The organism is Streptomyces sp. NPDC031479, from assembly GCF_055581065.1.
The window spans coordinates 155,722-177,925 of sequence record NZ_JBVIKC010000005.1; the positions used below are offsets into that span (position 1 = coordinate 155,722).

General features: G+C 74.0%; 21 protein-coding genes, 1 tRNA gene and 1 riboswitch. Of the genes, 9 read left to right on the forward strand and 13 right to left on the reverse strand.

The features are described from left to right. Positions 1–43 precede the first annotated feature (43 nt). Positions 44–949, reverse strand: coding sequence for a LysR family transcriptional regulator ArgP (locus tag ACZ5D2_RS08500; RefSeq protein WP_468928289.1), 906 nt, complete (start codon positions 947–949; stop codon positions 44–46). A gap of 69 nt (positions 950–1,018) precedes the next feature. On the opposite strand from ACZ5D2_RS08500, the gene ACZ5D2_RS08505 reads away from it, so the two are divergent. From ACZ5D2_RS08505 to dacB, 6 genes are all read left to right on the forward strand, one after another. Next, complete coding sequence (locus tag ACZ5D2_RS08505; protein ID WP_468928176.1) at positions 1,019–1,642, forward strand: LysE/ArgO family amino acid transporter; 624 nt, start codon at positions 1,019–1,021, stop codon at positions 1,640–1,642. Between the two features lie 181 nt (positions 1,643–1,823). Continuing rightward, a complete protein-coding gene (locus ACZ5D2_RS08510) occupies positions 1,824–2,906 on the forward strand; it encodes an NUDIX domain-containing protein (protein WP_468928179.1) in 1,083 nt (360 codons plus the stop codon). Positions 2,907–3,067: 161 nt separating this feature from the next. Beyond that, the gene (locus tag ACZ5D2_RS08515) at positions 3,068–3,847 is read left to right on the forward strand and encodes a class I SAM-dependent methyltransferase (RefSeq protein ID WP_468928182.1); all 780 of its coding nucleotides are present in this window, start codon (positions 3,068–3,070) and stop codon (positions 3,845–3,847) included. A 73-nt stretch (positions 3,848–3,920) separates the two neighbouring features. Beyond that, positions 3,921–4,340 carry a DUF6153 family protein gene (locus ACZ5D2_RS08520; protein WP_468928184.1) on the forward strand — a complete coding sequence of 140 codons (420 nt, stop codon included), beginning with the start codon at positions 3,921–3,923 and terminating at the stop codon, positions 4,338–4,340. A gap of 63 nt (positions 4,341–4,403) precedes the next feature. Next, positions 4,404–5,063, forward strand: coding sequence for a DUF305 domain-containing protein (locus ACZ5D2_RS08525; RefSeq protein ID WP_371675697.1), 660 nt, complete (start codon positions 4,404–4,406; stop codon positions 5,061–5,063). A 176-nt stretch (positions 5,064–5,239) separates the two neighbouring features. Beyond that, positions 5,240–6,880: a D-alanyl-D-alanine carboxypeptidase/D-alanyl-D-alanine endopeptidase gene (gene dacB, locus ACZ5D2_RS08530; RefSeq protein ID WP_468928187.1), complete on the forward strand. Its 1,641-nt coding sequence runs from the start codon at positions 5,240–5,242 to the stop codon at positions 6,878–6,880. Position 6,881: 1 nt separating this feature from the next. Here dacB and ACZ5D2_RS08535 read toward each other — a convergent pair whose 3' ends face one another. Both ACZ5D2_RS08535 and ACZ5D2_RS08540 read right to left on the reverse strand, forming a co-directional pair. Next, on the reverse strand, positions 6,882–8,696 hold the full coding sequence (locus ACZ5D2_RS08535; protein WP_468928189.1) for an ABC transporter ATP-binding protein: 1,815 nt from the start codon (positions 8,694–8,696) through the stop codon (positions 6,882–6,884). A 212-nt stretch (positions 8,697–8,908) separates the two neighbouring features. Beyond that, positions 8,909–8,982, reverse strand: a tRNA-Pro gene (locus ACZ5D2_RS08540). Between the two features lie 158 nt (positions 8,983–9,140). Between ACZ5D2_RS08540 and ACZ5D2_RS08545 the strand changes: the two genes are divergently transcribed. Then, positions 9,141–9,842 (forward strand): transketolase, encoded by a 702-nt coding sequence (locus tag ACZ5D2_RS08545; RefSeq protein ID WP_371675700.1) that lies wholly within the window; start codon positions 9,141–9,143, stop codon positions 9,840–9,842. 11 nt (positions 9,843–9,853) lie between these two features. Next, positions 9,854–10,750, forward strand: coding sequence for a transketolase family protein (locus ACZ5D2_RS08550; RefSeq protein WP_371675701.1), 897 nt, complete (start codon positions 9,854–9,856; stop codon positions 10,748–10,750). 59 nt (positions 10,751–10,809) lie between these two features. Here the strand turns inward: ACZ5D2_RS08550 and ACZ5D2_RS08555 are convergent, their stop codons facing one another. From ACZ5D2_RS08555 to ACZ5D2_RS08590, 8 genes are all read right to left on the reverse strand, one after another. Further along, the gene (locus ACZ5D2_RS08555; protein ID WP_468928192.1) at positions 10,810–11,355 is read right to left on the reverse strand and encodes a GAF domain-containing protein; all 546 of its coding nucleotides are present in this window, start codon (positions 11,353–11,355) and stop codon (positions 10,810–10,812) included. Next, positions 11,352–11,957: a GTP-binding protein gene (locus ACZ5D2_RS08560; protein WP_266843863.1), complete on the reverse strand. Its 606-nt coding sequence runs from the start codon at positions 11,955–11,957 to the stop codon at positions 11,352–11,354. Before ACZ5D2_RS08560 ends, ACZ5D2_RS08555 begins: the two co-directional genes overlap by 4 nt. Beyond that, positions 11,935–12,354, reverse strand: a complete 420-nt coding sequence (locus ACZ5D2_RS08565; RefSeq protein ID WP_468928194.1) for a DUF742 domain-containing protein — start codon at positions 12,352–12,354, stop codon at positions 11,935–11,937. Before ACZ5D2_RS08565 ends, ACZ5D2_RS08560 begins: the two co-directional genes overlap by 23 nt. Then, positions 12,351–12,788, reverse strand: coding sequence for a roadblock/LC7 domain-containing protein (locus ACZ5D2_RS08570; RefSeq protein ID WP_371675704.1), 438 nt, complete (start codon positions 12,786–12,788; stop codon positions 12,351–12,353). The genes ACZ5D2_RS08565 and ACZ5D2_RS08570 overlap by 4 nt, the downstream gene beginning before the upstream one ends. Before the next feature lie 47 nt (positions 12,789–12,835). Continuing rightward, a complete protein-coding gene (locus ACZ5D2_RS08575; RefSeq protein ID WP_468928197.1) occupies positions 12,836–14,638 on the reverse strand; it encodes a sensor histidine kinase in 1,803 nt (600 codons plus the stop codon). A gap of 275 nt (positions 14,639–14,913) precedes the next feature. Continuing rightward, positions 14,914–16,125 (reverse strand): MBL fold metallo-hydrolase, encoded by a 1,212-nt coding sequence (locus ACZ5D2_RS08580; protein ID WP_371675706.1) that lies wholly within the window; start codon positions 16,123–16,125, stop codon positions 14,914–14,916. 261 nt (positions 16,126–16,386) lie between these two features. Continuing rightward, positions 16,387–17,172 carry an SGNH/GDSL hydrolase family protein gene (locus tag ACZ5D2_RS08585; RefSeq protein ID WP_371675707.1) on the reverse strand — a complete coding sequence of 262 codons (786 nt, stop codon included), beginning with the start codon at positions 17,170–17,172 and terminating at the stop codon, positions 16,387–16,389. A gap of 163 nt (positions 17,173–17,335) precedes the next feature. Next, positions 17,336–18,355 (reverse strand): M23 family metallopeptidase, encoded by a 1,020-nt coding sequence (locus ACZ5D2_RS08590; RefSeq protein ID WP_468928200.1) that lies wholly within the window; start codon positions 18,353–18,355, stop codon positions 17,336–17,338. A gap of 2 nt (positions 18,356–18,357) precedes the next feature. Then, positions 18,358–18,524: riboswitch (cyclic di-AMP (ydaO/yuaA leader) on the reverse strand. 316 nt (positions 18,525–18,840) lie between these two features. Here ACZ5D2_RS08590 and ACZ5D2_RS08595 point away from each other — a divergent pair. Beyond that, a complete protein-coding gene (locus ACZ5D2_RS08595) occupies positions 18,841–19,662 on the forward strand; it encodes a tyrosine-protein phosphatase (protein ID WP_468928202.1) in 822 nt (273 codons plus the stop codon). A gap of 110 nt (positions 19,663–19,772) precedes the next feature. Here the strand turns inward: ACZ5D2_RS08595 and ACZ5D2_RS08600 are convergent, their stop codons facing one another. Both ACZ5D2_RS08600 and hpnH read right to left on the reverse strand, forming a co-directional pair. Next, positions 19,773–21,176: an aspartate aminotransferase family protein gene (locus ACZ5D2_RS08600; protein ID WP_371675710.1), complete on the reverse strand. Its 1,404-nt coding sequence runs from the start codon at positions 21,174–21,176 to the stop codon at positions 19,773–19,775. Next, positions 21,173–22,204: an adenosyl-hopene transferase HpnH gene (hpnH, locus tag ACZ5D2_RS08605; protein ID WP_468928204.1), complete on the reverse strand. Its 1,032-nt coding sequence runs from the start codon at positions 22,202–22,204 to the stop codon at positions 21,173–21,175. Before hpnH ends, ACZ5D2_RS08600 begins: the two co-directional genes overlap by 4 nt.

The following is a 22,204-nucleotide window of genomic DNA, read 5'->3' on the forward strand; positions in this document are numbered from 1 at the left end:
CGGATCAGCGGCCAGTCTGCCACCGCGGAACCGGTCCGCCCGCTCACACCGGCCTCAGGGCCTCCTGCGCGCTCTCGGCGACCACCCGGGCGACGAGGGCCAGGGCGGGCGAGTCCAGCTTCCACTGCTGCCAGTACAGCGGTACGTCCAGCGGGCGCTCGGGGGCCAGCTCCAGCAGCCGCCCGGAGCGGATCAGGGGATCCGCCTGCGTCTGCGGCACCAGCCCCCACCCGAGCCCGGCGGCCACCGCGTCCCGGAAGCCCTCCGAGGTCGGCACGTGGTGCCGGGCCCGGGAGGCGCCCGCGGCACCGGCGGTCAGACCCCGCACGAAGGCGTCCTGGAGTTCGTCCCGCCGGTCGAACACGATCAGCGGGGCCTCGCTCAGGTCCCGCGCGGGCGCTCCCGTCAGGTACCGGGCGGCGAAGCCGGGGCTGGCCACCGCCAGGTAGCGCGCGAGGCCCAGCGCCCGCACCGTGCAGCCCGCGACCGGGTCCGGGGAGGAGGTGACGGCCGCCATCACCTGGCCCTCGCGCAGCAGCGCCGTCGTATGGCCCTCGTCCTCGCGGTACAGCTCGAAGCAGACCGGCGGGTCCTGCGGCACCCGGGTGAGCGCGGGCAGGAACCAGGTGGCGAGCGAGTCCGCGTTCACCGCCATCGGCAGCCGCACCGGGCCGAGTCCGTCGGCGGCCCCCATCCCCAGCTCGGCCCGCGCGTCGCGCTCCAGGCGGGCCAGCTGCCGCGCGAAGCGGATCACCACCTCCCCCGACTCGGTCGGCCGCACCGGCTTGGTCCGCATCAGCAGCACCCGCCCGGTGCGCTGCTCCAGGGACTTCACCCGCTGGCTGACGGCGGAGGGGGTCACGTGCAGGGCGGAGGCGGCGGCGTCGAAGGTGCCCTCGTCGACGACCGCGAGCAGGGTCCGCACCTGTTCGAGGGGGAGCTCGTCCATCACGGGCGCTAATGGTACGTAAAAATCTTTAGCTGTACGCGGCCCCACGCCGTGCCTACGGTCGGTTCCATGAACAACGGCATCACCACAGCAGCCCTGGCCGGTTTCGGCACCGGCCTCTCCCTCATCGTCGCCATCGGCGCCCAGAACGCGTTCGTCCTGCGTCAGGGGGCGCGCCGGCACGCCGTGCTCGCCGTGGTCGCCATCTGCGCCGTCTCCGACGCGCTGCTCATCACCCTCGGCGTGGCCGGGGTCGGCGCGTTCGTCACCGCCTGGCCGGCCGCCCTGACCGCCGTCGCGATCGCCGGGGGCACCTTCCTCGTCTGCTACGGGATCCTCGCGGCGCGCCGGGTGCTGCGCCCCGCCGCGGGCGCGACCCTCAGCGCCGGGGGCCCCGCCGCCGGCTCCGCGCGTACGGCGGTGCTGACCTGCCTGGCGATGACCTGGCTCAACCCGCACGTGTACCTGGACACCGTCCTGCTGGTCGGGTCGCTGGCCGCGGACCGGGGCGACCTGCGCTGGGCCTTCGGCATCGGGGCCGCGCTCGCCAGCCTGATCTGGTTCGGCGCGCTCGGCTACGGCGCCCGGCTGCTGAGCGGTCTGCTCGCCCGGCCGGGGGCCTGGCGGGTGCTGGACGGCCTGGTGGCCGCCACCATGGTGACGATGGGCGGCATGCTGCTGGCACGGGCCTGACCGGGGGCGGAGCCGCCCGGCCGGCCCGGCGGCCGTGGTACTGACGCCTGACGGCCGGGTGCTGCCCGCACCCGGCCCGCCGCCGCCTCCAGGAGCCGCCGCCGTGCCCGACCGCCCGTCCTCGAACCCCGCCGCGCCGTCCCCATCCTCGCCTCCCGCCCCGTCCCCTCCCTCCGCATCGGTGCGCGCGTACTACGCCGGCCTGGCGGGCCCCCTCGTCGCCGCGACCGGGATCGTGCTGGACCTCCACGGCCGGGTCCTGGTCCTGACCACGTCCTACAAGGACGGCCTGGAACTGCCCGGCGGCACGGTGGAGGACACCGAGACCCCGGAGGAGGGGCTCGCCCGCGAACTGAGGGAGGAGCTCGACCTGTCCGTCCCGGTCGGCCGGCTGCTCGCGGTGGACTCCTGCCCGCCCGGCGCCCCGGGCCGCTCGCTCGTGGTCCACGTCCACCTGGTCGGACCGCTCGACCCGGCCCGGATCGCGGGGATCTCCTTCGCCGACGGGGAGATCACGGAGGCCCACTGGCTCACCCCGGAGGAGGCGGCCGAGCGGCTCCCCGACCGGATCGCCCCCCGGCTGCGCGCCGCCGTGGCCGCGCTGCGCTCGGGTTCCCTGGCCCACCTGGTCGGCGGCGTCCCCCAGCCCGGTTCCCCGGCCGGCCTCGACCCGGCCGCCCGCGCCGCCCTGGAACACGCGGGCGGCTACGACGAGGCCGGCCACCGCGCGGCGCGGCCCAAGGCCGTCACCGCCGCCAACGTGCTGTTCACGGATCGGGCCGGAGCGGTCCTGCTGGTGCAGCCCGGCTACGGCGAACCGGGCCGCTGGCTGCTGCCCGGGGGCGGTGTGGACAGCGACCTCGGCGAGACCCCCCGGGCCGCGGCCGCGCGCGAGGTCCGCGAGGAGATCGGCCTGGAACTGGGTCCGGGCCGCCTCCTCGCCGTCAACTGGTCCCACCGGCCAGGCTTCCCGGCGCGGATCCGCTTCCTCTACGACGGCGGGGTCCTCGACCCGGACTCCCTCGCCCGGATCCGCCTGCAGCCGTCCGAGCTGCTGCGGTGGCGCACGGCGCGCCGCGACGAACTGCGCGGCCTGGTCAAGCCGCTGCTGCGCCGTCAGATCAAGGCCTGCCTGAAGGCCAAGGCCCGGGGCGCGGGCCCGCTCGAACTCCACGAGGGGCGCCCGATCGGACCGAAGGGGCCGAAGCAGCCGAAGGAGCCCAGGCAGCCGAAGGAGCCGAAGGGCCACGCCACATCACCCTGAGCCGGAACATCGCCCAACCAAATACGACCTCATTCGACTATTCAGCCAAGCAGTTGCCAGGCCATTGCCGAATTTGACATCGCAGATGCACGATATGGACAGGCAGGGCGGACCGGCGACGTGCCGCTCCTCCGACTCCTGCACCGAGCGAGGTGGACCCCATGAACCAGCGCCGGGCGGACGGCAGCGCCGGAGACGTCGACTACGGCCGCATCGGCAGCGGTTACCCGGCCCACCGGCGCCCGGACCCCCGGATCGCGCGGCGCATCGCCGATGCCCTGGGGGGCGCCCGTACGGTGATCAATGTCGGCGCCGGCGCCGGATCGTACGAGGGGGCCGCCCGCGCGGTCACCGCCGTCGAGCCCTCCCGCGCGATGCGCGCCCAGCGCCCGGCCGGACTGTCCCGGGCGGTCGACGCGGTGGCGGAGGACCTGCCGTTCGCGGACGGGGAGTTCGAAGGCGCGATGACCCTCTTCAGCGTGCACCAGTGGACCGACGTGCGGGCCGGCCTGCGCGAGATGCGGCGCGTGGCGCGCGGCCCGGTGGTCATCCTGACCTGCGATCCGAAGCTGGTGCGCGATTTCTGGCTGTACTCCTACGCGCCCGAGGTACTGGACACCGAGGCGCGCCGCCACCCGCCGATCGAGGACATGGCCGGCGCCCTCGGCGGCACCGGAACCGTGGAATCCGTTCCGATTCCGCTGGACTGCACCGACGGCTTCAACGAGGCGTACTACGGCCGCCCCGAAATGCTCCTCGACCCGGCCGCCCGCCAGGCCTGTTCGGCGTGGAGCTTCGTCGACGACGGGGTGCGCCGGCGGTTCACCGAATCCCTGCGCCGCGACCTGGACTCCGGGACCTGGGACGAGCGGCACGGCCACCTGCGCCGCCTCCCCGCCTACGAGGGCTCCCTGGTCCTCGTCCGCGCCACGCCGGCCTGACACCCGACGCGACCCGGGCCCACATACCCCCTACCCCTTTGGAGTATCCCGCCCGGTCCCCTACGATGCGGGCATGAGCACGCGGGCGGGGCGACGGGACGGGCGGCACGGGCTGCCCGCGCGCCTGTGCCTGCTGTTCGCCCTGCTCACCGGGATCTTCGCCATGCACGGCCTGGGCCCCGGGCCGCCGACGCCGGCCTCCGGGCACACCACGCCCGCCCCTGCACCGGCCGCCCACCGGGCGGCCGAGGACCACGTCCCGGCCGGTCCCTGCGCCTGCCCCGACGAGGGCGGCGCCGACGGGCACGGCCTGCACGCCGACCCGACCTGCGCGGCGCCCGGTACCGCCGGAGCCCCGGTCCTGCCCGCCCCGGCGCCCGCCCCCGGGACCCTCCCGGCCTGGGCGGCGGCCGCGCACGTGACCGCGCCCGGGTCCGCGGTCGAGGGGCGCGCCCCTCCCTCCCTCAGCGAACTGCAGCTCCTGCGCATATGAGACGGCTCCGGCACCCGTGCCGCCGAGCCATTCCTCAGACCCCAGCACAGGAGCAGCATCACCATGACCATCCAGCGTTCCCTCGTCCGCCGCACCGCCGCCGTGGCCGCGGCGGCGACCGCCGCCCTCGTCCTCGCCGCCTGCGGCACCGACTCCGCGAAGGACTCCTCCGCGGGCGCCCCCACGCACGACGGCCACGCCGCCGGCTCCCCGGCGTCCGCCACGCCCTCCGCGCCGTCCTCCGCCTCGCCCGGCCAGGGCGGGAACAACGCCGCCGACACGGCCTTCGCCCAGGGGATGGTCCCCCACCACCGGCAGGCGGTCGAGATGGCCGGCCTGGCCGCGACCCGCGCCGGATCACCCGAGGTCAAGGCCCTCGCCGAGGAGATCAGGAAGGCGCAGGACCCGGAGATCAAGACGCTGTCGGGCTGGCTGACGGCCTGGGGGCAGCAGGTCCCCGCCGCCGACGCCGGTCACGGCGGGCACGCCATGTCCGGGATGATGACGGGCGGCGAGATGGACGAACTCACCAAGGCCTCCGGCAAGGAATTCGACGGGGCCTTCCTCCGGATGATGGTCAAGCACCACGAAGGCGCCGTGGCCATGGCCCGCACCGAGCAGTCCGCGGGTGCGTACGGGCCGGCGAAGGACATGGCCGCCGCCATCATCAGCTCCCAGAGCGCCGAGATCACCCGCATGAACACCCTCCTCGGCAAGGGCTGATCCCACCCCCGCACCCCCGCGCCGCCGCGCCCGCGCGCCGCGCCGCGGGGGTCCGCGGGCATGGCCCGGTCCCCTCGGACGCGCCGGCGTACGGGTGATGTGCGGCCCGTGCGGGGACGTGCCACGCTGGTCACAGACCCGGGGCAGGCGACCGTCGCGAGGAACGGGGGCGCGCTGTGGTGCGAGGAGCGAAGGCCGGATCCCTCAGGCGCCGCGTCGCCGCCGGTTGCGCGGCCCTGCTGTTCGTGGCCCTGGCCGCGGGCCCGGCCGCCGGATCGGGCACCGCGGCCTCCGCGCCGTCCGCGCCGTCCGCGCCGTCAGCGCCGTCCGACGACGACTCGGGCGGCGGGCTGGACCCCCGGATCACGGCGATCATGCACAAGCCGGAGTACCGCCACGCCCAGTGGGGCCTCCTGGAGACCGACCCCGCCGGCGGCCGGGTGGTGCACAGCATGTCGCCGGAGACGTTCTTCATCCCCGGGTCGACGGCCAAGCTGTTCGGGGTCTCCGGAACCTGGCGGACGCTGGGCGCCGACCACCGCTTCGTGACCCCGCTCTACGCGGTCGGCGAGCGCCGCGGCGGCACGCTGACCGGCGACCTGGACCTGGTCGCGCAGGGCGACCTCACGATGGGCGGCCGGACCGCCCCCGACGGTACGGTCGCCTACACCGACCTCGACCACACCTACGCCAACGACTTCCCGGGCGCCTCGCTCACCCCGGAGAACCCCCTCGCCGGCATCGACCTGATCGCCCGCCAGGTGCGCGGCGCCGGAATCACCCGCGTCGACGGCGACGTGATCGTCGACGACCGCCTCTTCCTCCCGGAGCCGGTCCTCGATCCCACCCCGACCCCGCTGATCATCAACGACAACCTGATCGACCTGCTCACCACGCCCGGGGACCGTCCCGGCGCCGCCGCCCGCCTGGACTGGCGGCCCAAGGTCGCCCCCTACGAGGTCACCTCGACGGTCACGACCGTGGCGGCGGGCCGCCCGGCCGCCGTGACGGTGACGACCACCGGCGGCGGCACCCGGATCCGGCTCTCCGGCACGATCGCGGCGGACGCGCAGCCGCTGCTGCGCACGGCCCCGGTGACCGATCCGGCGGCCTTCGGCCGCACCGCCCTGATCGAGGCACTGGCGCGGGCCGGGGTGAGCGTCACCGCGCCCCCGACGGGCCCCGACCCGGTCGGCCGGCTGCCGCGGGACTACCGGGGGCGGCCGCGCGTGGCCGCGTACACCTCCCCGCCGTTCGTCCAGTACGCCACGCTCATCCTCAAGGTCAGCCACAACCTGGGCGCCAACCTCGGCATGTGCCTGCTGGCCGTCACCACCGGAAGCCGGCAGTGCATGAACGGCTTCCCGGTGCTGGCCGGCTTCCTGGACCGGGCGGGGGTCGACCGCGAGCAGGCGGAGCTGCTGGACGGCCGGGGCGGCAACCCCGCGGACCGCGCCACTCCGCGGGCGCTGGTGCAGATGCTGACGTACTGGCAGCGCACGCCGGAGGCCGAACGGTTCCGGGAGGCCCTGCCCGTCCTGGGCGTCGACGGGCTGCTGGCGGACAACTGCCGCGACTGCCCGGCCCGCGGCAAGGTCTTCGCGAAGACCGGGGCGGCCGTCGGCCCGGACGCCCTCAACGACCGCCTGGCCGTCGGGGCGATCACGATCGCGGGATACCTGGACAAGGGCGACGGCCGCTACGACACCTTCTACGCGGGCGTCAACGGCGCCTCCACCCCGACGACCGACCCCGCGGGCGTGCTGTCCATCGCCAACGACCTGGCCATGATCGCCGCCTACCTCCAGGAACGCTGATTCAGAGCGAGTCCGAGCGGGCCGGAACCTCGTCGAGGAAACCGCCCGACTGGTGCTGCCACAGCTTCGCGTACGCGCCCTCCGCGTCCAGCAGCTCCTGGTGCGTGCCCTGTTCGACGATCCGTCCCCGGTCCAGGACCACGAGCCGGTCCATGCCGGCCACGGTGCTCAGCCGGTGCGCCACCACGAGTGCCGTCCGTCCCTCCATGAGCCGCCACAGCGCCTCCTGGACGAGGAGCTCGCTCTCGGAGTCCAGGGCGCTGGTCGCCTCGTCGAGCAGCAGGATCGGCGCGTCGCGCAGGATCGCCCGCGCGAGGGCGACCCGCTGGCGCTGCCCGCCGGACAGTTTGATGCCGCGCTCGCCGACCATGGTGGCGAAGCCGTCCGGGAGGGCGTCGGCGAACTCCGTGACGTGCGCCGCCTCGGCCGCGCGCCGGACTTCGGCGTCGGTGGCGCCGGGCCGGGCGAAGGCGATGTTGTCGCGCAGCGTGCGGTGGAACATCGCCGGGTCCTGCGGTACGTAGGCGATCAGGCCGCGCAGGTCGGCCTGGCGCAGCCGGCTGATGTCCTGGCCCCCGATCGTGATCCGGCCGGCGTCGATGTCGGTCATCCGCAGCAGCAGCCGGGTCAGGGTGGTCTTGCCTCCGCCGGACCGGCCGACGAGGCCGAGCTTCGTCCCGCCGGGCACGTCCAGGTCGAGGTGTTCGAAGAGCGGCTCCCCGCCCCCGTGGGCGAAGGTCACCCCCTCGAACCGGACGTCGCCGGACCGGGAGCGCAGCGGCTCCGGCGCGGCCGGGTCGACCACGGCGGGCGGGGTCAGCAGCAGTGCGGTGAACTGCGCGGCCTCCGTCATCGAGCTCTCCAGGCGGCGGTAGATCTGGTTGAACTCGAACATGATCCGGGTGGCGTTGGCGAAGTAGGTGAAGGCGACGACCACCGCCTCCACGCCGTGCGTCCCGCCGCCCAGCGCGACGGCGAGCAGCAGGCCGAGCGCGTTGGTCAGTACGGACATCGGCGCGACGAGCGTGTCGATGCGCAGGTTGCCGTAGTCCCACGACCGCAGCATGAGCCGGTGCGAACGCGCCACGCGCGAGCGGTGCTCGGCGGCCTCGCGTTCCTCGGCGGCGAAGGCCCGGACCGTGTCCATGTTCATCAGGCTGTCGGCGACGTGGCCCGACACGTGGGCGATCGCCTCCTCGCGCTGGTCGACCAGTGCCTGGCGGCGCCGGATCAGGGGCAGCACGCACACCGCCGTCACGACGATGAGCGACAACAGCCCGACCACGAGCAGCGGTTCGTACTGCCACAGCACCACCGAGCCGAACAGCAGCGGCACGAGGCTGCCCAGGACCGAGAACGTCAGCGTGTCGACGAACTCCTCGAAGCGGGACGCGAAGCTCAGGACCCGCTTGGTCAGCGATCCGGCGAAGTTGTCGTGGAAGAACGCGGCGTCCTTGGCGAACAGCTCGTCCATGCCGATCACGTACAGGCGCTCGATCCCGAGGGCGTCGACGCGGTTCAGGAAGTGCAGCCCGAGGCGCCACAGCCCCTCGGAGAGCAACAGGACGCCGGCGAAGCCGAGCACGTAGGGCAGCGCCGGGCCGACCCCCGCTCCGGCGCCCGAGGCGATGCGGCCGACGAGCTTGGCGACGACCAGCGGCGCGAGGTAGTTGATGCCGATGTTGCCCAGCGCCGGGAGCAGCATCGCCGGCCCCGCCAGCCGGCGCAGCCGGACCAGTTCGCGGCCGTAGTAGCGGAGTGCGAGGAGTACCGGACCCCTGCCGGTCGGACCTTCGGACGATTCAGCCGTTCCCATCACAACCCTGCGTCCTCGTGGGGCGAGACGCCGTCACCTCGCCGGGTGCGGGCCAGGAACCGCAGTGTCCCGCGAGCGAGCCCGCCGGGTCCACGCGTTTTCCCGTGTGGGGGACACGGCGCCGGCCCCGCCGGCGGACCCGGTCCCGGAAACGATCGAGGGGCCGTTTCAGATCTCTCTGAAACGGCCCCTCGATCTACGACTCTTCCGAGTCGGGACGACAGGATTTGAACCTGCGACCCCTTGACCCCCAGTCAAGTGCGCTACCAAGCTGCGCCACGTCCCGATGGCCGCTGACCTGGGGTTTCCCCTGGCCGGACCAGCACGAGAACAATACCGCACTTCCGGGGGTGGTCGCGCGCGGGTTTCCCCGGACGGCCGGATGTGACGGATCCGGCGACGGCGGCTTGACCTCAAGTCCGCTTGAGGGAGCAGGGTGGTTGCATGACACAGGCAATCGCGGACACCGGGTTCCGCCATGAGGATCTGGGCCGGCTCATCGCGCTCATGACAGGGGCGGAGAAGCACGGGCCCGCCGCCACCTCCACGCTCGACGCGCTGTGGGTGCTCTACGACCGGGTGTTGCGCGTCGGGCCCGGGAGTGCCGGGGCCGCCGAGAGGGACCGGTTCCTGCTCTCCAAGGGGCACGGGCCCATGGCCTACTACGCCGTGCTCGCCGCGAAGGGGTTCTTCCCCGTCGAGTGGCTGGCCGGATTCGGTTCCTACGACTCCCCCCTCGGCCACCACCCCGACCGCACCCTCGTCCCCGGCGTGGAGATCGGCAGCGGCTCGCTCGGGCACGGGCTGCCGCTCGCGGTCGGCACCGCGCTCGGGCTGCGCGCCCAGGGGCTGGACGACCCGGCCGTGTGGGTGCTGATCGGGGACGCGGAGCTCGACGAGGGCAGCAACCACGAGGCCATCGCCTACGCCGGCCCGGCCGGACTGGAGCGGCTGCACACCCTGGTGATCGACAACGACTCCGCGACCCACGGCTGGCGCGGCGGGATCGCCTCCCGCTTCGAGGCGGCCGGCTGGTCGGCGGTCACCGTGGACGGGCGCGACCACGAGGCGCTGCACGTCGCCTGCACCGCGCCGCATCCGGGCCGGCCGCACGCCGTCGTCGCCCGTGTCGAGAAGAAGTTCTGAGGGGGCAGGTCATGGACACCATGCGGGACCGGTTCGTGTCGGTCACGTCGAAGCTGCTCGACGAGGACCACCGGCTGGCGGTCGTGCTCGCGGAGATCACCATGGACGGGTTCCGGCCCGCCCAGCAGCGCCACCCGGACCGGGTGATCAACGTCGGGATCCGCGAGCAGCTGCTCGTCGGCGTGGGCGGCGGCCTGGCCCTCACGGGGCTGCGGCCCGTGCTCCACACCTTCGCCAGCTTCCTGGTCGAGCGGCCCTTCGAGCAGGTCAAGCTGGACTTCGGGCACCAGGGCACGGGCGGGGTCCTGGTCAGCGCGGCCGCCAGCTACGACTGGCCGGCCGGCGGGTTCACCCACATGGCGCCGGGTGACGTGGCGCTGCTGGACACCCTGGACGGCTGGACGGTCCACACGCCCGGCCACCCCGACGAGGCGGAGGAGCTGCTGCGCCACGCCTACGCCGCCGGGGACGACAAGGTGTACGTCCGGCTCACCGCGCAGTCGAACTCCGCCCCGCGCCCCGTCGGCGACCTGCGCTTCCAGACCGTACGGACGGGGAGCGCGGGTGTGGTCCTCGCCGTCGGCCCGCTGCTCGACGAGGTCCTCGCCGCCACCGAGGGCCTCGACGTCACCGTGCTCTACGCGGCCACCGTGCGCCCCTTCGACGACGCGGCCCTGCGCGCCGCCGCGGGCCGGGCCGCGCCGGAGGTGGTCCTGGTCGAGCCCTACCTGGCCGGAACCTCCGCGGCGGCCGCCGGGCAGGCCCTGATGGACGTACCGCACCGGATCCTGCCGCTCGGGGTGGGCCGGGCCGAGCTGCGCCGCTACGGCACGATGGAGGAGCACACCGCCGCCCACGGCCTGGACGCGGCCTCGCTGCGGCAGCGGATCAGCGGCTTCCTGGGCTGACCGCCCCGGAACGGCCCCGGGCGGGGGGCCGTCACGCACCCCCGCCCGGCCCGGCGCCGTCAGCGGCCCCGGTCCTCCCGCGCGTGGATCAGCTCCACCAGGTCGGCGGCGAGCGCCTTGACCGTCGTCAGGCCCTCCGTCCCCCAGCGCCGCGGCACCACGTCCACCGCACACACCGTGCCCAGGACGACGCCGCGCCGGTCGGTGAGGGGAGCCCCCGCGTACGAGCGCACCCCGCTCTCGTCCACGACCGCGTTGCCCGCGAAGCGCGCGAAGTCCCGTACGTCCTGGAGCACCAATGCGCGGCGCCGCACCACCACGTGCGGGCAGTAGCCGTGGTCCCGGGGCAGCACCCGCGCCGGGTATCCGGCCTGCGCGGCGTCCGGGCGGTGGTGCAGCCCTGCGAAGAACTGCCGTTCCTCCCCGACGAAGTTGACACCGGCGTACGGGGTCCGCAGGGTCCGGGCGACCCGCGCCGCGAAGGCGTCGAGTTCCGCGTCCACCCGCTCCCCCAGGCCCAGTTCGCGCAGCCGGACGGCGCGTGCGGGTGCCTCCCGGTCCACCGGGGTGAGGAGCAGGTGGCCGGTCGATTCGTAGTAGGTCATGGCGGTTCCCCCGGATCCGAGTGGGCTTGCTTCGCTGTGGACAGCAGATGGTGGACGAGGGCCGCGAGGGTCCCCGTACCGGAACCCCTCAGTCGCGCGTCGCACCGGACGACGGGAACCCGGGGGCCGAGTCCGACCGCCTCGCGGACCTCCTCGGCGGTGTAGCGGTGGGCGTCGTCGAACTCGTTGACGGCGACGACGAAGGCGATCCCCCGCCGCTCGAAGAAGTCCACGGCGGGGAAGCAGTCGTCGAGCCGGCGGGTGTCGGCCAGCACCACGGCCCCCAGGGCGCCCGCGCACAGCTCCTCCCACAGGAACCAGAAGCGCTGCTGCCCCGGCGTGCCGAACAGGTACAGGACGTGCCGGTCGTCGAGGGTGAGCCGGCCGAAGTCCAGCGCGACCGTCGTCGTCGCCTTCGCCTCCACCCCGTCGAGCGGGTCGCTGCCCTCGCCCACCCCGCTCAGCACCTCCTCCGTGCACAGCGGCTCGATCTCGCTGACCGCGCCCACGAAGGTGGTCTTCCCCGCCCCGAACCCGCCCGCGACCAGGATCTTCAGGGTCGCGGGCGGGGCGGGGGCGTCACAGTCGCCGGCGTAGGCCATCGAGCACCGCCCGGAGCAGGGTCTGGTCGTCGTCGGCGAAGGAATCCCCGCCGGGGAACCGGGGCGCCCGCACCGAGACGGCCCCGTGCTGCGTCAGATCGGACAGCAGCACCTTCACCACCACCGCCGGGAGCCGCAGCTGCCCGGCCACCTCGGCGACGGTCACCCCGGCCGCGCCCGCGCAGATCCGCAGCGCGAGGGTGTGCTCGGCGCCGAGCGGAACGCGCGGACGGACCCCGGTCGCGGTCACCATCGACAGCAGGTCGAGGTGGACGGCCGCCCGGGTGCGCCCGCCGCTGGCGGTGTACGGGCGCATCACCCGGCCCGCCGAATCGTCCAGCCACGGCGTGTCGCGCGCCGCACCGGATCCCCGTTCCCCCCGTGCCCAGACCCTCATCGCTCCGCGTCGACGGCGTGCGCGGGCCGGCGCGGCGGGGCCGCCAGGTACGGGCGGACGCTCTTGACCAGCATCGCCATCTCGTAGCCGAGGACGCCCGCGTCCGCCTCCCGGTCCGCGAGCACCGCCAGGCAGGTCCCGGACCCGGCCGCCGAGACGAACACCAGTGCCGTGTCCAGCTCGACCACCACCTGCCGGACCTCGGCCCCGTCCCCGAACCGGGATCCGGCGCTGCGCCCCAGCGAGTACAGCCCGGAGGCCAGGGCGGCCATGTGGTCGGCGCTGTCCGGGTCCAGTCCGTGTACGCAGGTGACGAGCCCGTCCGCGGTGAGCAGGACCGCGCTGCGCGTGTACGGCACGCGTTGGACCAGGCCGCCGAGCAGCCAGTCGAGGTCCGCGAGGCTGCCTGTCTTCGTCGCCGCTTCTCCGGCCATGGGGGTGTGCTCCTTGCTGGGGTGAGGGTCCGGGCCGGGGGCCCGGTTCATGCCTGCTGCTCCGACTGGGCGAGGCCGAAGCCGCGCTGGAAGGCCGCCATCAGGCCGGGGTCGTGCACGGGTTGCTCGGTTTCGGGTGCCCGGCGCGGGACGGGGGTCCCGCGCAGCTGGGGCGCGAGGTGGTGCTGGGCACGGCGCCGGGGCAGCGCCGGCCGCTCCGCCTCGGCGGGGGCGGGGGCGGCCGGCTGCGGCCGGGGTGCCGGTGCGGGCGACACGGCCGGGGCCGGTACGACCGCGTTCCCGGCCTCCGACGGCACCGCGGGCGACAGCCGTACGGGTACGGGTACCGGCGCGGGCTCCGCCGCTCCGGCCGGGGCGGGCGCGTCGGGGGTGACGGCCGCGCCGGGGGGCGGCGGTACGGAAGCGGGCACCGGCCCGCCCGCGGGGTGCTCCGGCACGGAGGGCGTCGCCTGCGCCCACCACCCGCCGGGCCCCCGCTCCGGCTCGGGATCCCGCTCCGGCTCGGGCCCCCGCTCCTGCCGGGAGCCCGGCACGCGCACGCGTACGGGTTCCAGCGGAGGCACCGCGCCGCCCTCGCCGGTCCCCCAGGAGGTGGCCCTCGACCCGTCCAGCGCGTCGGCACCGCTCGGCGCGTCCGCGCCCAGCAGCCCCTGGGGCAGCACCAGTACGGCGAGCACCCCGCCGTAGATGTTGGACTTCAGCTCGACGGCGATGCCGTGGCGGCGGGCCAGCGCCGAGACCACGAACAGCCCGATCCGCCCGTCGGCCAGCAGGTGCCGCACGCTGACCTGGTCGGGGTCCCCCAGCAGGGCGTTCATGCGGTGCTGCTCCCCGGCGGGCATGCCCAGTCCGCGGTCCTCGACCTCGACCGCGATCCCGGCGGTGACCCGCTCCGCCCGCACCACGACGTCGGTGTCGGGGGCGGAGAACACCGTGGCGTTCTCGACGAGTTCGGCCAGCAGGTGCACCACGTCGGCGACGGCGTGTCCGCGCACCGTGCCGCCCGCCGGCGGCACCACCTTGACCCGCGTGTACTGCTCGACCTCGGCCACCGAGGAACGCAGCACCTCGCTCAGGTCGATCGGCCGGGTCCACTGGCGCCGCGAGGCGGCCCCGCCGAGCACGGCGAGGTTCTCGGCGTGCCGACGGATCCGGGTGGCGAGGTGGTCGACGTGGAAGAGCTCCCTGAGCAGGTCGGGGTCCTCGACCGTGTCCTCCAGCTCGTCGAGGAGGGAGATCTCGCGGTGCACGAGCGACTGAAGCCGGCGCGCGAGGTTGACGAAGACCTCCACCTTGCGGTCGCTGTCGCTCGGGGCGGCCGGGACGGCGAGCCGCACCAGGGTCGCGTGCGCCTGTTCGCGGGCGCCGCGCAGCTCCTGCGCGAGCAGCCAGAACTCGTCCACCCCGGCCGGATCGGCGGCCGGCGGCGGACCGTTCGGCCCCCCGCGCACGGGCCGTCCCGGACTCTCCCCCCGCTCCAGCCGCTCGGCGGCCGTCCGCAGCTCCTGGCGGCCCCGCACGCTGGAGCGGCGCAGGGCCTCGCAGCGGTCGCCCACGGCCTTGGCCGCCCGCTGCGCCCCGAGCAGGGCGCAGGCGAGGGCGCCGACGACGAGCAGGGCGCAGCCCGTGAGAACGGGCCACAGCCGGGCGTCGCGCTCCCCGGCGCCCCCGCCGAGCTGGAGGGTGAAGATGACCGCGGCGGTGCCGCTGAGCCCGGCGGCGAGCGTGGGCAGTACGGCGGCGCGCAGCAGCTGGGGGCGTATCTGCCGGCCGGGTCCGGTGACGGCGTGTCTCGACGGGGCGTGGCGGGCGGCGCGGAATCCGGACATCGGCGTCCTCGGTACGTGGGGCCCGGCCACCGGCGGTCCCGGGCCCGGTATTGATCACCGGATACCCACGCTAGACCGCACGCTCCCGCCCCTGACGCCCGGTTGGGGAACTTCGGCGGGCTGCTTCCCGCTCCCGACGGAGCGCTCGTACGGGAGCCCGAATGCGCCGGGAGCGCGTACCCCGGCTCGGCCGGGGGGCGTGCGCCGCCCGGCCCGCGCTCCCCACGAACCCGGGGGCACGGGCGTCCCACCGGGCCCCCGGGCCCCACCGTCCGTTACGACCCCACGGCCTCCGGCTCGCCCTGTCCGGCCGGTGCCGGGGCGACGGGGGCCTCCGCGGGCCGCGCCCGTACGGGGGTGGCCGTCACCGGGGCCGGGGGCGCGGCCACGAAGGGGCGCCACCAGGCCTGGTCCGGGGCGTCGGCCGCACCCGGTTCGAAGGGCTGGCCCGGGATCGGCAGGGCGACGGCCGCCCCGGCCGCCTCCGCGGCGGCGACGGTCCCCTCGCCGGGCTCGTCCCACGGGTGCGGGGCCAGGTTGAAGGTGCCCCAGTGGATCGGCAGCATCGTCCCGTGCGGGAGTCCGCCCTGGAGGTCGAGGTGGGCCCGGATCCCCTCCGCGGGGGTCATGTGGATGTCCGGCCAGTACTCGGAGTAGGCGCCGATCTGGATCATCGTCGCGTCGAAGGGGCCGTGCGCGGCGCCGATCTCCCCGAAACCGGGGAAGTAGCCGGTGTCCCCGCTGTGGAAGATCCGGTGTTCCCCGCCCGTCACGACCCAGGAGGCCCAGAGGGTGAACTGCTGGTTGCGCAGCCCGCGACCGCAGAAGTGGCGGGCCGGGGTGGCCGTGAGGGAGAGCCCGGCGACCTCGGTCGTCTCGTTCCAGTCGAGCTCGCGCAGCCGGTCCGGTGCCACGCCCCAGCGCTCCAGGTGCGCGCCGACGCCGAGCGGGACGGCGAAGACGGTGTCCGTGCCGGCCAGTGCCTTGATGGTGGGCAGGTCGAGGTGGTCGTAGTGGTCGTGGGAGATCACCACGACGTCGACCTCGCCGAGGGAGGCCAGCGGCACGGGGACCGGGTGCAGCCGCTTGGGTCCGGCGAAGGGGAAGGGGGAGCAGCGCTCGCCCCAGACCGGGTCGAAGAGCACCCTGCGCCCGTCGATCTCGGCGAGCACGCTGGAATGCCCCATCCAGGTCAGGCGCAGCCCGCTGACCGGCGGTTTCGCCAGCTCGGCGAGGGTGGTGGGGTACACCGGGACGGGGGCGCCCGGGTTGCGCCGTACCCGCTGCTCCTTGTGGAAGTAGATCTTGGCGAACTCGACCATCGACCCGGAGGGCCTGGTCCGTGCGCCCACGGGGTTCTGGAAGACGCCGTCGGCGAAGTTCGGCGAGCGCAGGATCCGCTCCAGCCGTGCGCCGGAGGGGTCCGCGCCGAAGGCTTCGGGCCGCAGGGCGCGCAGCCGGGGACGCAGGGGAAGGGAGCCGGTCAAGGCGCCTCCTGGGAAAGGTGCAGGACGGTGGGACGGTCGTACGACTACGACCATCCCAACGCGCACCGGCCCCCGAGGATTCCGCGTACGGCCCGCGTGTCGGCCGGATCTCCCGGCCGGCCTCCCCCCGGCGCCCGCGCGGGCCTCCGGCGCCGGTCTCCCGTGCCGGCCTCCGGCGCCGGTCTCCCGGCGGGCGCCCCGGGCGGCCCTTCCCCGGCGGGGGAGCCCGCCGGGCCCCGTCGGTCAAAGCGGCGACCGGCCCTAGAGCGGCAGCAGGTCCGGCCGCTTGGCCTCGACGTGGTCGCCGGAGGACTCCCCGCGCAGCCGGCGGCCGATCCAGGGCACGAGGTGCTCGCGCGCCCACTGGATGTTGTCCCGGGTGACGTCCACCGACCCGCGCGGCGGGGTGGGCGGCCACGGCTGGTCCGGGTCGGCGGGGATCTCGTAGCCGAGGACCTGTGCGGCGCGGAGCGCGACACGGGTGTGGCCCTCGGGCGAGAGGTGCAGCCGGTCGCCGTCCCAGGCCCGGCGGTCCTGCACCGACTTCAGCGACCAGAGGTCGAGGACCGGGCAGTCGTAGCGGTCGGCGATGGCGCGTACGTGCGCGCTGTACGTCGCGACCTTGCCCCGCAGGTGCTTGAGGACGGGGACGCCCCGGGTGTCGAAGCCGGTGGTGATCATGACGAGGCCGACGGCCCCGGTGAGGTCGGCCACCGCCGCCTCGAACCGCTCCGCCACGTCGTCCGGGTCACTGCCCGGCCGGATGATGTCGTTGCCACCCGCGCAGAAGGTGACCAGGTCCGGAGCGAGGTCCTTGGCTCTGGGCACCTGTTCGGCCACGATCTGGTCGAGGAGCTTGCCCCGCACCGCGAGGTTCGCGTACCGGAAGTCGTGCTCGTCGCGCTGATCGGCCAACAGGACGGCGAGCCGGTCCGCCCAGCCGAGATACGAATCCCCGGGTCCCGGGTCCCCCACGCCTTCGGTGAAGCTGTCCCCGATCGCCGCGTACGAGCCGATGGTCTTGAGTGTCGTCTTCGTCGCTGCCACGGGACGACATCCTTCACCCCCGTCACCAACCTACGCCAACGTAATGAGGGGTTGACGGACCGTGATCTATACCACGCGGGGGATAAGGAATAAGTACACGTGGGGCCGGGACCCCCCTCAGGTCCCGGCCCCACGCGCGTCCGTGCCGCTGCCGCGGCTCCCGTCAGACGTTCACGCCCTTGGAGCGGAGGTAGGCCAGCGGGTCGATGTCCGAGCCGTAGGACGGGCCGGTGCGGATCTCGAAGTGGAGGTGCGGGCCGGTCACGTTGCCGGTGGCGCCGGAGAGGCCGATGCGCTGTCCGGCGGTGACGCTCTGGCCCACCGAGACGGACAGCTGGGAGAGGTGGCCGTACTGGGAGTACTTGCCGTCGGCGTGGCGGATGACCACCTCGTTGCCGTACGCACCTCCCCAGCCTGCGGAAACCACGGTGCCCGCGCCCACCGCCCTGACGGTGGTGCCGGTGCTCGCGACGAAGTCGACGCCGGTGTGGTAGCCGGAGGACCACATGGTGCCGCTCTGGTGGTACGGCGTGGAGGTGCCGCCGTCGACCGGGGCGACGAAACCGGAGCCGTTCGCGGGGGCCGCGGAACCGGCCGCGGCCGCGGGCGCGGAAGGCGCCGGGCTCTGGGCGGGGGTCTTGGCCGCCGGTCCGCGCGAGGTGCCGGACCGCGGTGCGGGGGTCGCGTCGGCGGTGTCCCCGCCGGTCGCGCCGGCGGCGGAGGGGGCCTCGTCGGCCGCCTGAGTCCCGCTGGAGGATCCCTCGGCCGCGGCCTCAGGAGCCTTCGGCGCGGGGGTCCCGGCGTGGCCGTCCAGGGTCAGCTTGAGGCCCGGGTGGATGAGGGAGGGGTTCGCGCCGACGGCCTCGCGGTTGTCCGCGTAGAGCCGCTCCCAGCCGCCCTGGAGGTGACGCTCGGCGGCGATCTTCGACAGGTAGTCGCCCGGCACGACGGTGTAGACGGCCGGGGCGGCGGAGGGGGCGGAGACCGGAGCGGAGGCCGGAGCGGAGACGGGGGCCCGGAGGGCCTGGGGCACCTGCGCGGGCGTCGCGGCCGGGGTGGCGGCGTGGGCACCGGCGGCGACCGTCAGCGGCAGCGCGAGGGCGGCGCCACCGGTGCCGGCCACGGCGAGACCGCGGGATATGGAACGGGACTTCGGACGGCGGTGCTTACCCTTTGCGGGCATGGCGAATTCCTCTCCGGCGCCTGCGAGGTGAGCTGTCGGGTTCGGACTGGAGATGTCCGGCCGCACCCGTGGAACACGCGTACGACTTCACCCCGAGCTGCCCGGAAGTGATCCGGAACGGCGACTTACCTGGTTCCCCCGCTCCTGCCGCGCGCGTCGATGGTCGGGTGCGGTTCCCGGGCGGCGGCAGGATGAGGCGGTCCACCCGGATCGATCGCGAAGGTAATCCAGCGGGAGTGCGCACAACAAGCCGTGAATTCCCTGACGGAATAGCAGGCATGAAGGATCAACGGAATTCCCGTCACCCTCCGTCCATTCCCGTGCGACAACAGCCGCCCTGGCAAGGGAATTCGGATTTCGCGATCAGGCACGGACGGTCACCGTATGATCTGGCTCACGGGGCCTGGCGCGATCTCGCCTCCACGTATGGCAAGTTGTTCCCAACCAGAGCAATTCGGACACGCAGGACACGCGGAGGAACGCACGTGACCCAGCAGATACCCCAGCCCCCGCCGAGCGGCCCGGAGCCGGAGCCCGCCCTCTCCGGGGTGCGCAATTTCCGTGACGTGGGCGGCCTGTCGACCGCCGACGGACGGAGGGTCAGGCCGGGACGACTGTTCCGAAGCGGACATCTCGCACATGCGACCGAAACCGATACGGAATTCCTCGAATCGCTCGGACTGCACACCGTCTTCGACTTCCGCAACGGAGCCGACCAGGCCCTGGAGGGCCCGGACGTCGAGCTGGCGGGCGTGCGCAACGTGAACATCCCGCTGTCGGATCCGGCCGACGGACGGGAGTTCTGGAAGATGGTCCGCGACGGGGACCTCGCCCGGCTCCGCACCGTCCTGGGCGACGGCAAGGCGGCCACCCGCATGAGGGACTCGTACCGGACGATCATCCGCACCCGCACCGCCGAGCACAGCCGGGTGGTGCACGCGCTCGCCGAGGACAGCGTCCCGGCGCTGATGCACTGCGCCGCGGGCAAGGACCGCGCGGGACTGTCGATCGCCGTCACCCTGCTCGCCCTGGGCGTCGGGCGCGAGGCGATCGTGGCCGACTACCTGGAGTCCAACGCCCCGCACAACCGCTACCGCGTCCGGCGCGGCAGCGACGCGCCCGAGGCCCGCTCCCCCGAGGTCATGGAGCTGCTGGCCCCGCTCTTCGAAGCGCGCGCCGAGTACCTGCTCGCGGCGTTCGACACCATCGACGGCCAGTGGGGCGGGGTGGAGGCCTACCTCGCCGAGGGACTCGACCTCGCGCCCGCCACGCTGGACCGGCTGCGCGACCGGCTCCTCGTCGACTGAGGCCCGGCTGAGGCCCGGCGGGGGCCGCGGCGGGGGCGCACGGGGGCGGGGGGCGTACGGGCCGCGCGGGGGGCCCGTACGGGGTCCCCGCACGGCCCCCCGCCGCGCCCTCAGCGGTTGCCGACCGCCTGCTTGACCAGGGTCCTGCCGAAGTCCCACATCAGGCCGCCCCCGCCGTGCGCTTCGTCCATGACCTCACGGAACGCCCCGACGAACCGGTCCACGTCCCCTTCGTCCACGATCAGCGGCGGGATGAGCTTGATGACCTCCAGGTGGTCGCCGGAGACCTGGGTCAGGATCCGGTGCCGGTTCAGCAGGGGCACCACCACCATCTGCGCGAACAGGCCCTTGCGGGCCGCCTGGAGCACGGCCCAGCGGCTGCGCAGCCCCAGGGAGGACGGCCGGCCGAACTCGATGCCGATCATCAGGCCGCGCCCCCGCACCTCGTGCAGCAGCTCGTACTCGTCCACCAGCGCCGCGAGCCGCCCGCGCAGCAGGTCGCCCATGGCGCGGGCGTTGGCCACCACCTGCTCGTCCTCCATCACCGCGAGGACCGCCAGCCCGGCCGCCATCGCCTGCGCGTTGGAGCCGAAGCTGGCGGAGTGCACCAGCACCCGGTCCATGGAGGAGTAGACCTTCTGGAAGATCCAGTCCTTGCCGAGGGTCGCCCCGACGGGGACGTAGCCGCCGGAGAGGGCCTTGGCCACGCACACCAGGTCCGGTTCCACGCCCGGCTCGTGCTGGTACGCGTAGAAATCGCCCGTCCGGCCGAGCCCGGTCTGGACCTCGTCCGCGATGAGCAGCGCCTTGTGGCGGTGCAGCAGTTCCTGCGCGGCGCGCAGGTACCCGGGCGGGGCCGCGAGCACGCCCTTGCCCTGGACCGGCTCGACGATCAGGGCGGCGACGTCCCCGCGCCGGAGCTCCGCCTCCAGGGCGTCCAGGTCCCCCATCGCGATCTTCGTATCGGGCAGCAGCGGCGCGAAACCGTCGCGGAAGCCGCCCTCCCCGTTGACCGACAGCGAGCCCGTGGTGAGCCCGTGGAAGGCGTGGTCGCAGTAGAGGATCCTGGGCCGGCCGGTGGCGTAGCGGGCGAACTTCAGGGCGGTCTCGACGGCCTCGGTGCCGCTGTTCCCGAAGAAGACCCGGTCCAGGTGGGGGCTGTGCCCGAGGAGCTTCTCGGCCAGCAGTCCGGGCAGCGGCTGGCAGTCGAAGCGGGTCAGGTCGGCGAGCTGGGCGTCCAGCACGTCGTGCAGGGCCCGGCGCACGACGGGGTGGTGCCGGCCCAGGCCCATCACGCCGAACCCGGCCAGCATGTCGAGGTAGTCGTTGCCCTCGTCGTCCCAGAAGTGGGCGCCCTCGGCCCGTACGTAGACCTTGTCGAAGCCGATGGTGCGCAGCATCCGGGGCAGCTGGTGGTTGAGGTGGCGGGTGTGCAGCTCGTACCGCTCCCCGCCGCGCTCGGCCAGCAGCGCGGCGAGGTCGAAGCCCCCGCCCCCTCCGGGCGCGGACGTCATGCCGAGCCGGCCCGGTTGCCGCCGATCGTCTCCCGGGCCGCGCGCAGGGACTCCTTGAGGGATCCCATCGTGGCGAGGACGGCGGTGGGCTCGTAGCCGCAGTGCGCCATGCAGTTCGCGCAGCGCGGGTCCTTGCCGCGGCCGTACTTGCTCCAGTCGGTGTCCTCGATCAGCTCCCGGTACGTGGGCACGTAGCCGTCGCTCATCAGGTAGCAGGGCCGCTGCCAGCCGAAGAGGGAGTAATTCGGAATGGCCCAGGCGGTGCAGGGGAAATCCGCCTTGCCTTCGAGGAAGTCGAGGAAGAGCGGGGAGTGGTTGAGCCGCCAGCGCAGCCGGTTGCCTCCGGCGAAGGCCTTCTTGAAGAGTTCTCTGGTCTGTTCGACACCCAGGAAGTGTTCCTGGTCGGGGGCCTTTTCGTAGGCATAGGCGGGCGAGATCATCATTTCGTCGACCTTGAGGTCGTCGTTGAGGTAGTTCAGCACCTCGATGATCGTCTGGGGTGTGTCGGTGTTGAAGAAGGTGGAGTTGGTGGTGACCCGGAATCCGCGGCGCTTGGCCTCCTTGATGGCCGCCACGGCTTCGTCGAAGACGCCTTCCTTGGCCACGGATTCGTCGTGGCGTTCGCGCAGCCCGTCGATGTGGACGGCGAAGGCGAAATACGGGGAGGGGGTGAACTTCTCGATCTTCTTGCGGAGCAGCATCGCGTTGGTGCAGAGGAATACATACTTCCGCCTGGCCACGAGCTGCCGCACGATCTCGTCGATCTGCGGGTGCATCAGGGGCTCGCCGCCCGCGATGGACACCATCGGGGCGCCGGACTCCAGGACGGCGCCGACCGCCTGGGCGACGGGCATGCGCTGCTTGAGCACCCCCGCCGGATGCTGGATCTTCCCGCACCCCTCACAGGCCAGGTTGCACGCGTAGAGCGGCTCCAGCTCGACGATCAGCGGGAACTTCTCGCGCTTGCGGAGCTTCTGTTCGAGAAGATAGGTCCCGACCCTGATGGACTGTCGCAACGGCATGGCCAT

What these genes read in the sequence shown, in the direction of transcription:
- ACZ5D2_RS08555 (WP_468928192.1), bottom strand. Translation starts at nt 11,355, where the DNA reads ATGACCTACTACGAATCGACCGGCCACCTGCTCCTCACCCCGGTGGAC.
- ACZ5D2_RS08505 (WP_468928176.1), top strand. Translation starts at nt 1,019, where the DNA reads ATGAACAACGGCATCACCACAGCAGCCCTGGCCGGTTTCGGCACCGGC.
- ACZ5D2_RS08600 (WP_371675710.1), bottom strand. Translation starts at nt 21,176, where the DNA reads ATGACGTCCGCGCCCGGAGGGGGCGGGGGCTTCGACCTCGCCGCGCTG.
- ACZ5D2_RS08560 (WP_266843863.1), bottom strand. Translation starts at nt 11,957, where the DNA reads ATGGCCTACGCCGGCGACTGTGACGCCCCCGCCCCGCCCGCGACCCTG.
- ACZ5D2_RS08590 (WP_468928200.1), bottom strand. Translation starts at nt 18,355, where the DNA reads ATGCCCGCAAAGGGTAAGCACCGCCGTCCGAAGTCCCGTTCCATATCC.
- ACZ5D2_RS08575 (WP_468928197.1), bottom strand. Translation starts at nt 14,638, where the DNA reads ATGTCCGGATTCCGCGCCGCCCGCCACGCCCCGTCGAGACACGCCGTC.
- ACZ5D2_RS08520 (WP_468928184.1), top strand. Translation starts at nt 3,921, where the DNA reads ATGAGCACGCGGGCGGGGCGACGGGACGGGCGGCACGGGCTGCCCGCG.
- hpnH (WP_468928204.1), bottom strand. Translation starts at nt 22,204, where the DNA reads ATGGCCATGCCGTTGCGACAGTCCATCAGGGTCGGGACCTATCTTCTC.
- ACZ5D2_RS08500 (WP_468928289.1), bottom strand. Translation starts at nt 949, where the DNA reads ATGGACGAGCTCCCCCTCGAACAGGTGCGGACCCTGCTCGCGGTCGTC.
- ACZ5D2_RS08535 (WP_468928189.1), bottom strand. Translation starts at nt 8,696, where the DNA reads ATGGGAACGGCTGAATCGTCCGAAGGTCCGACCGGCAGGGGTCCGGTA.
- ACZ5D2_RS08550 (WP_371675701.1), top strand. Translation starts at nt 9,854, where the DNA reads ATGGACACCATGCGGGACCGGTTCGTGTCGGTCACGTCGAAGCTGCTC.
- ACZ5D2_RS08565 (WP_468928194.1), bottom strand. Translation starts at nt 12,354, where the DNA reads ATGAGGGTCTGGGCACGGGGGGAACGGGGATCCGGTGCGGCGCGCGAC.
- ACZ5D2_RS08545 (WP_371675700.1), top strand. Translation starts at nt 9,141, where the DNA reads ATGACACAGGCAATCGCGGACACCGGGTTCCGCCATGAGGATCTGGGC.
- ACZ5D2_RS08515 (WP_468928182.1), top strand. Translation starts at nt 3,068, where the DNA reads ATGAACCAGCGCCGGGCGGACGGCAGCGCCGGAGACGTCGACTACGGC.
- ACZ5D2_RS08525 (WP_371675697.1), top strand. Translation starts at nt 4,404, where the DNA reads ATGACCATCCAGCGTTCCCTCGTCCGCCGCACCGCCGCCGTGGCCGCG.
- ACZ5D2_RS08570 (WP_371675704.1), bottom strand. Translation starts at nt 12,788, where the DNA reads ATGGCCGGAGAAGCGGCGACGAAGACAGGCAGCCTCGCGGACCTCGAC.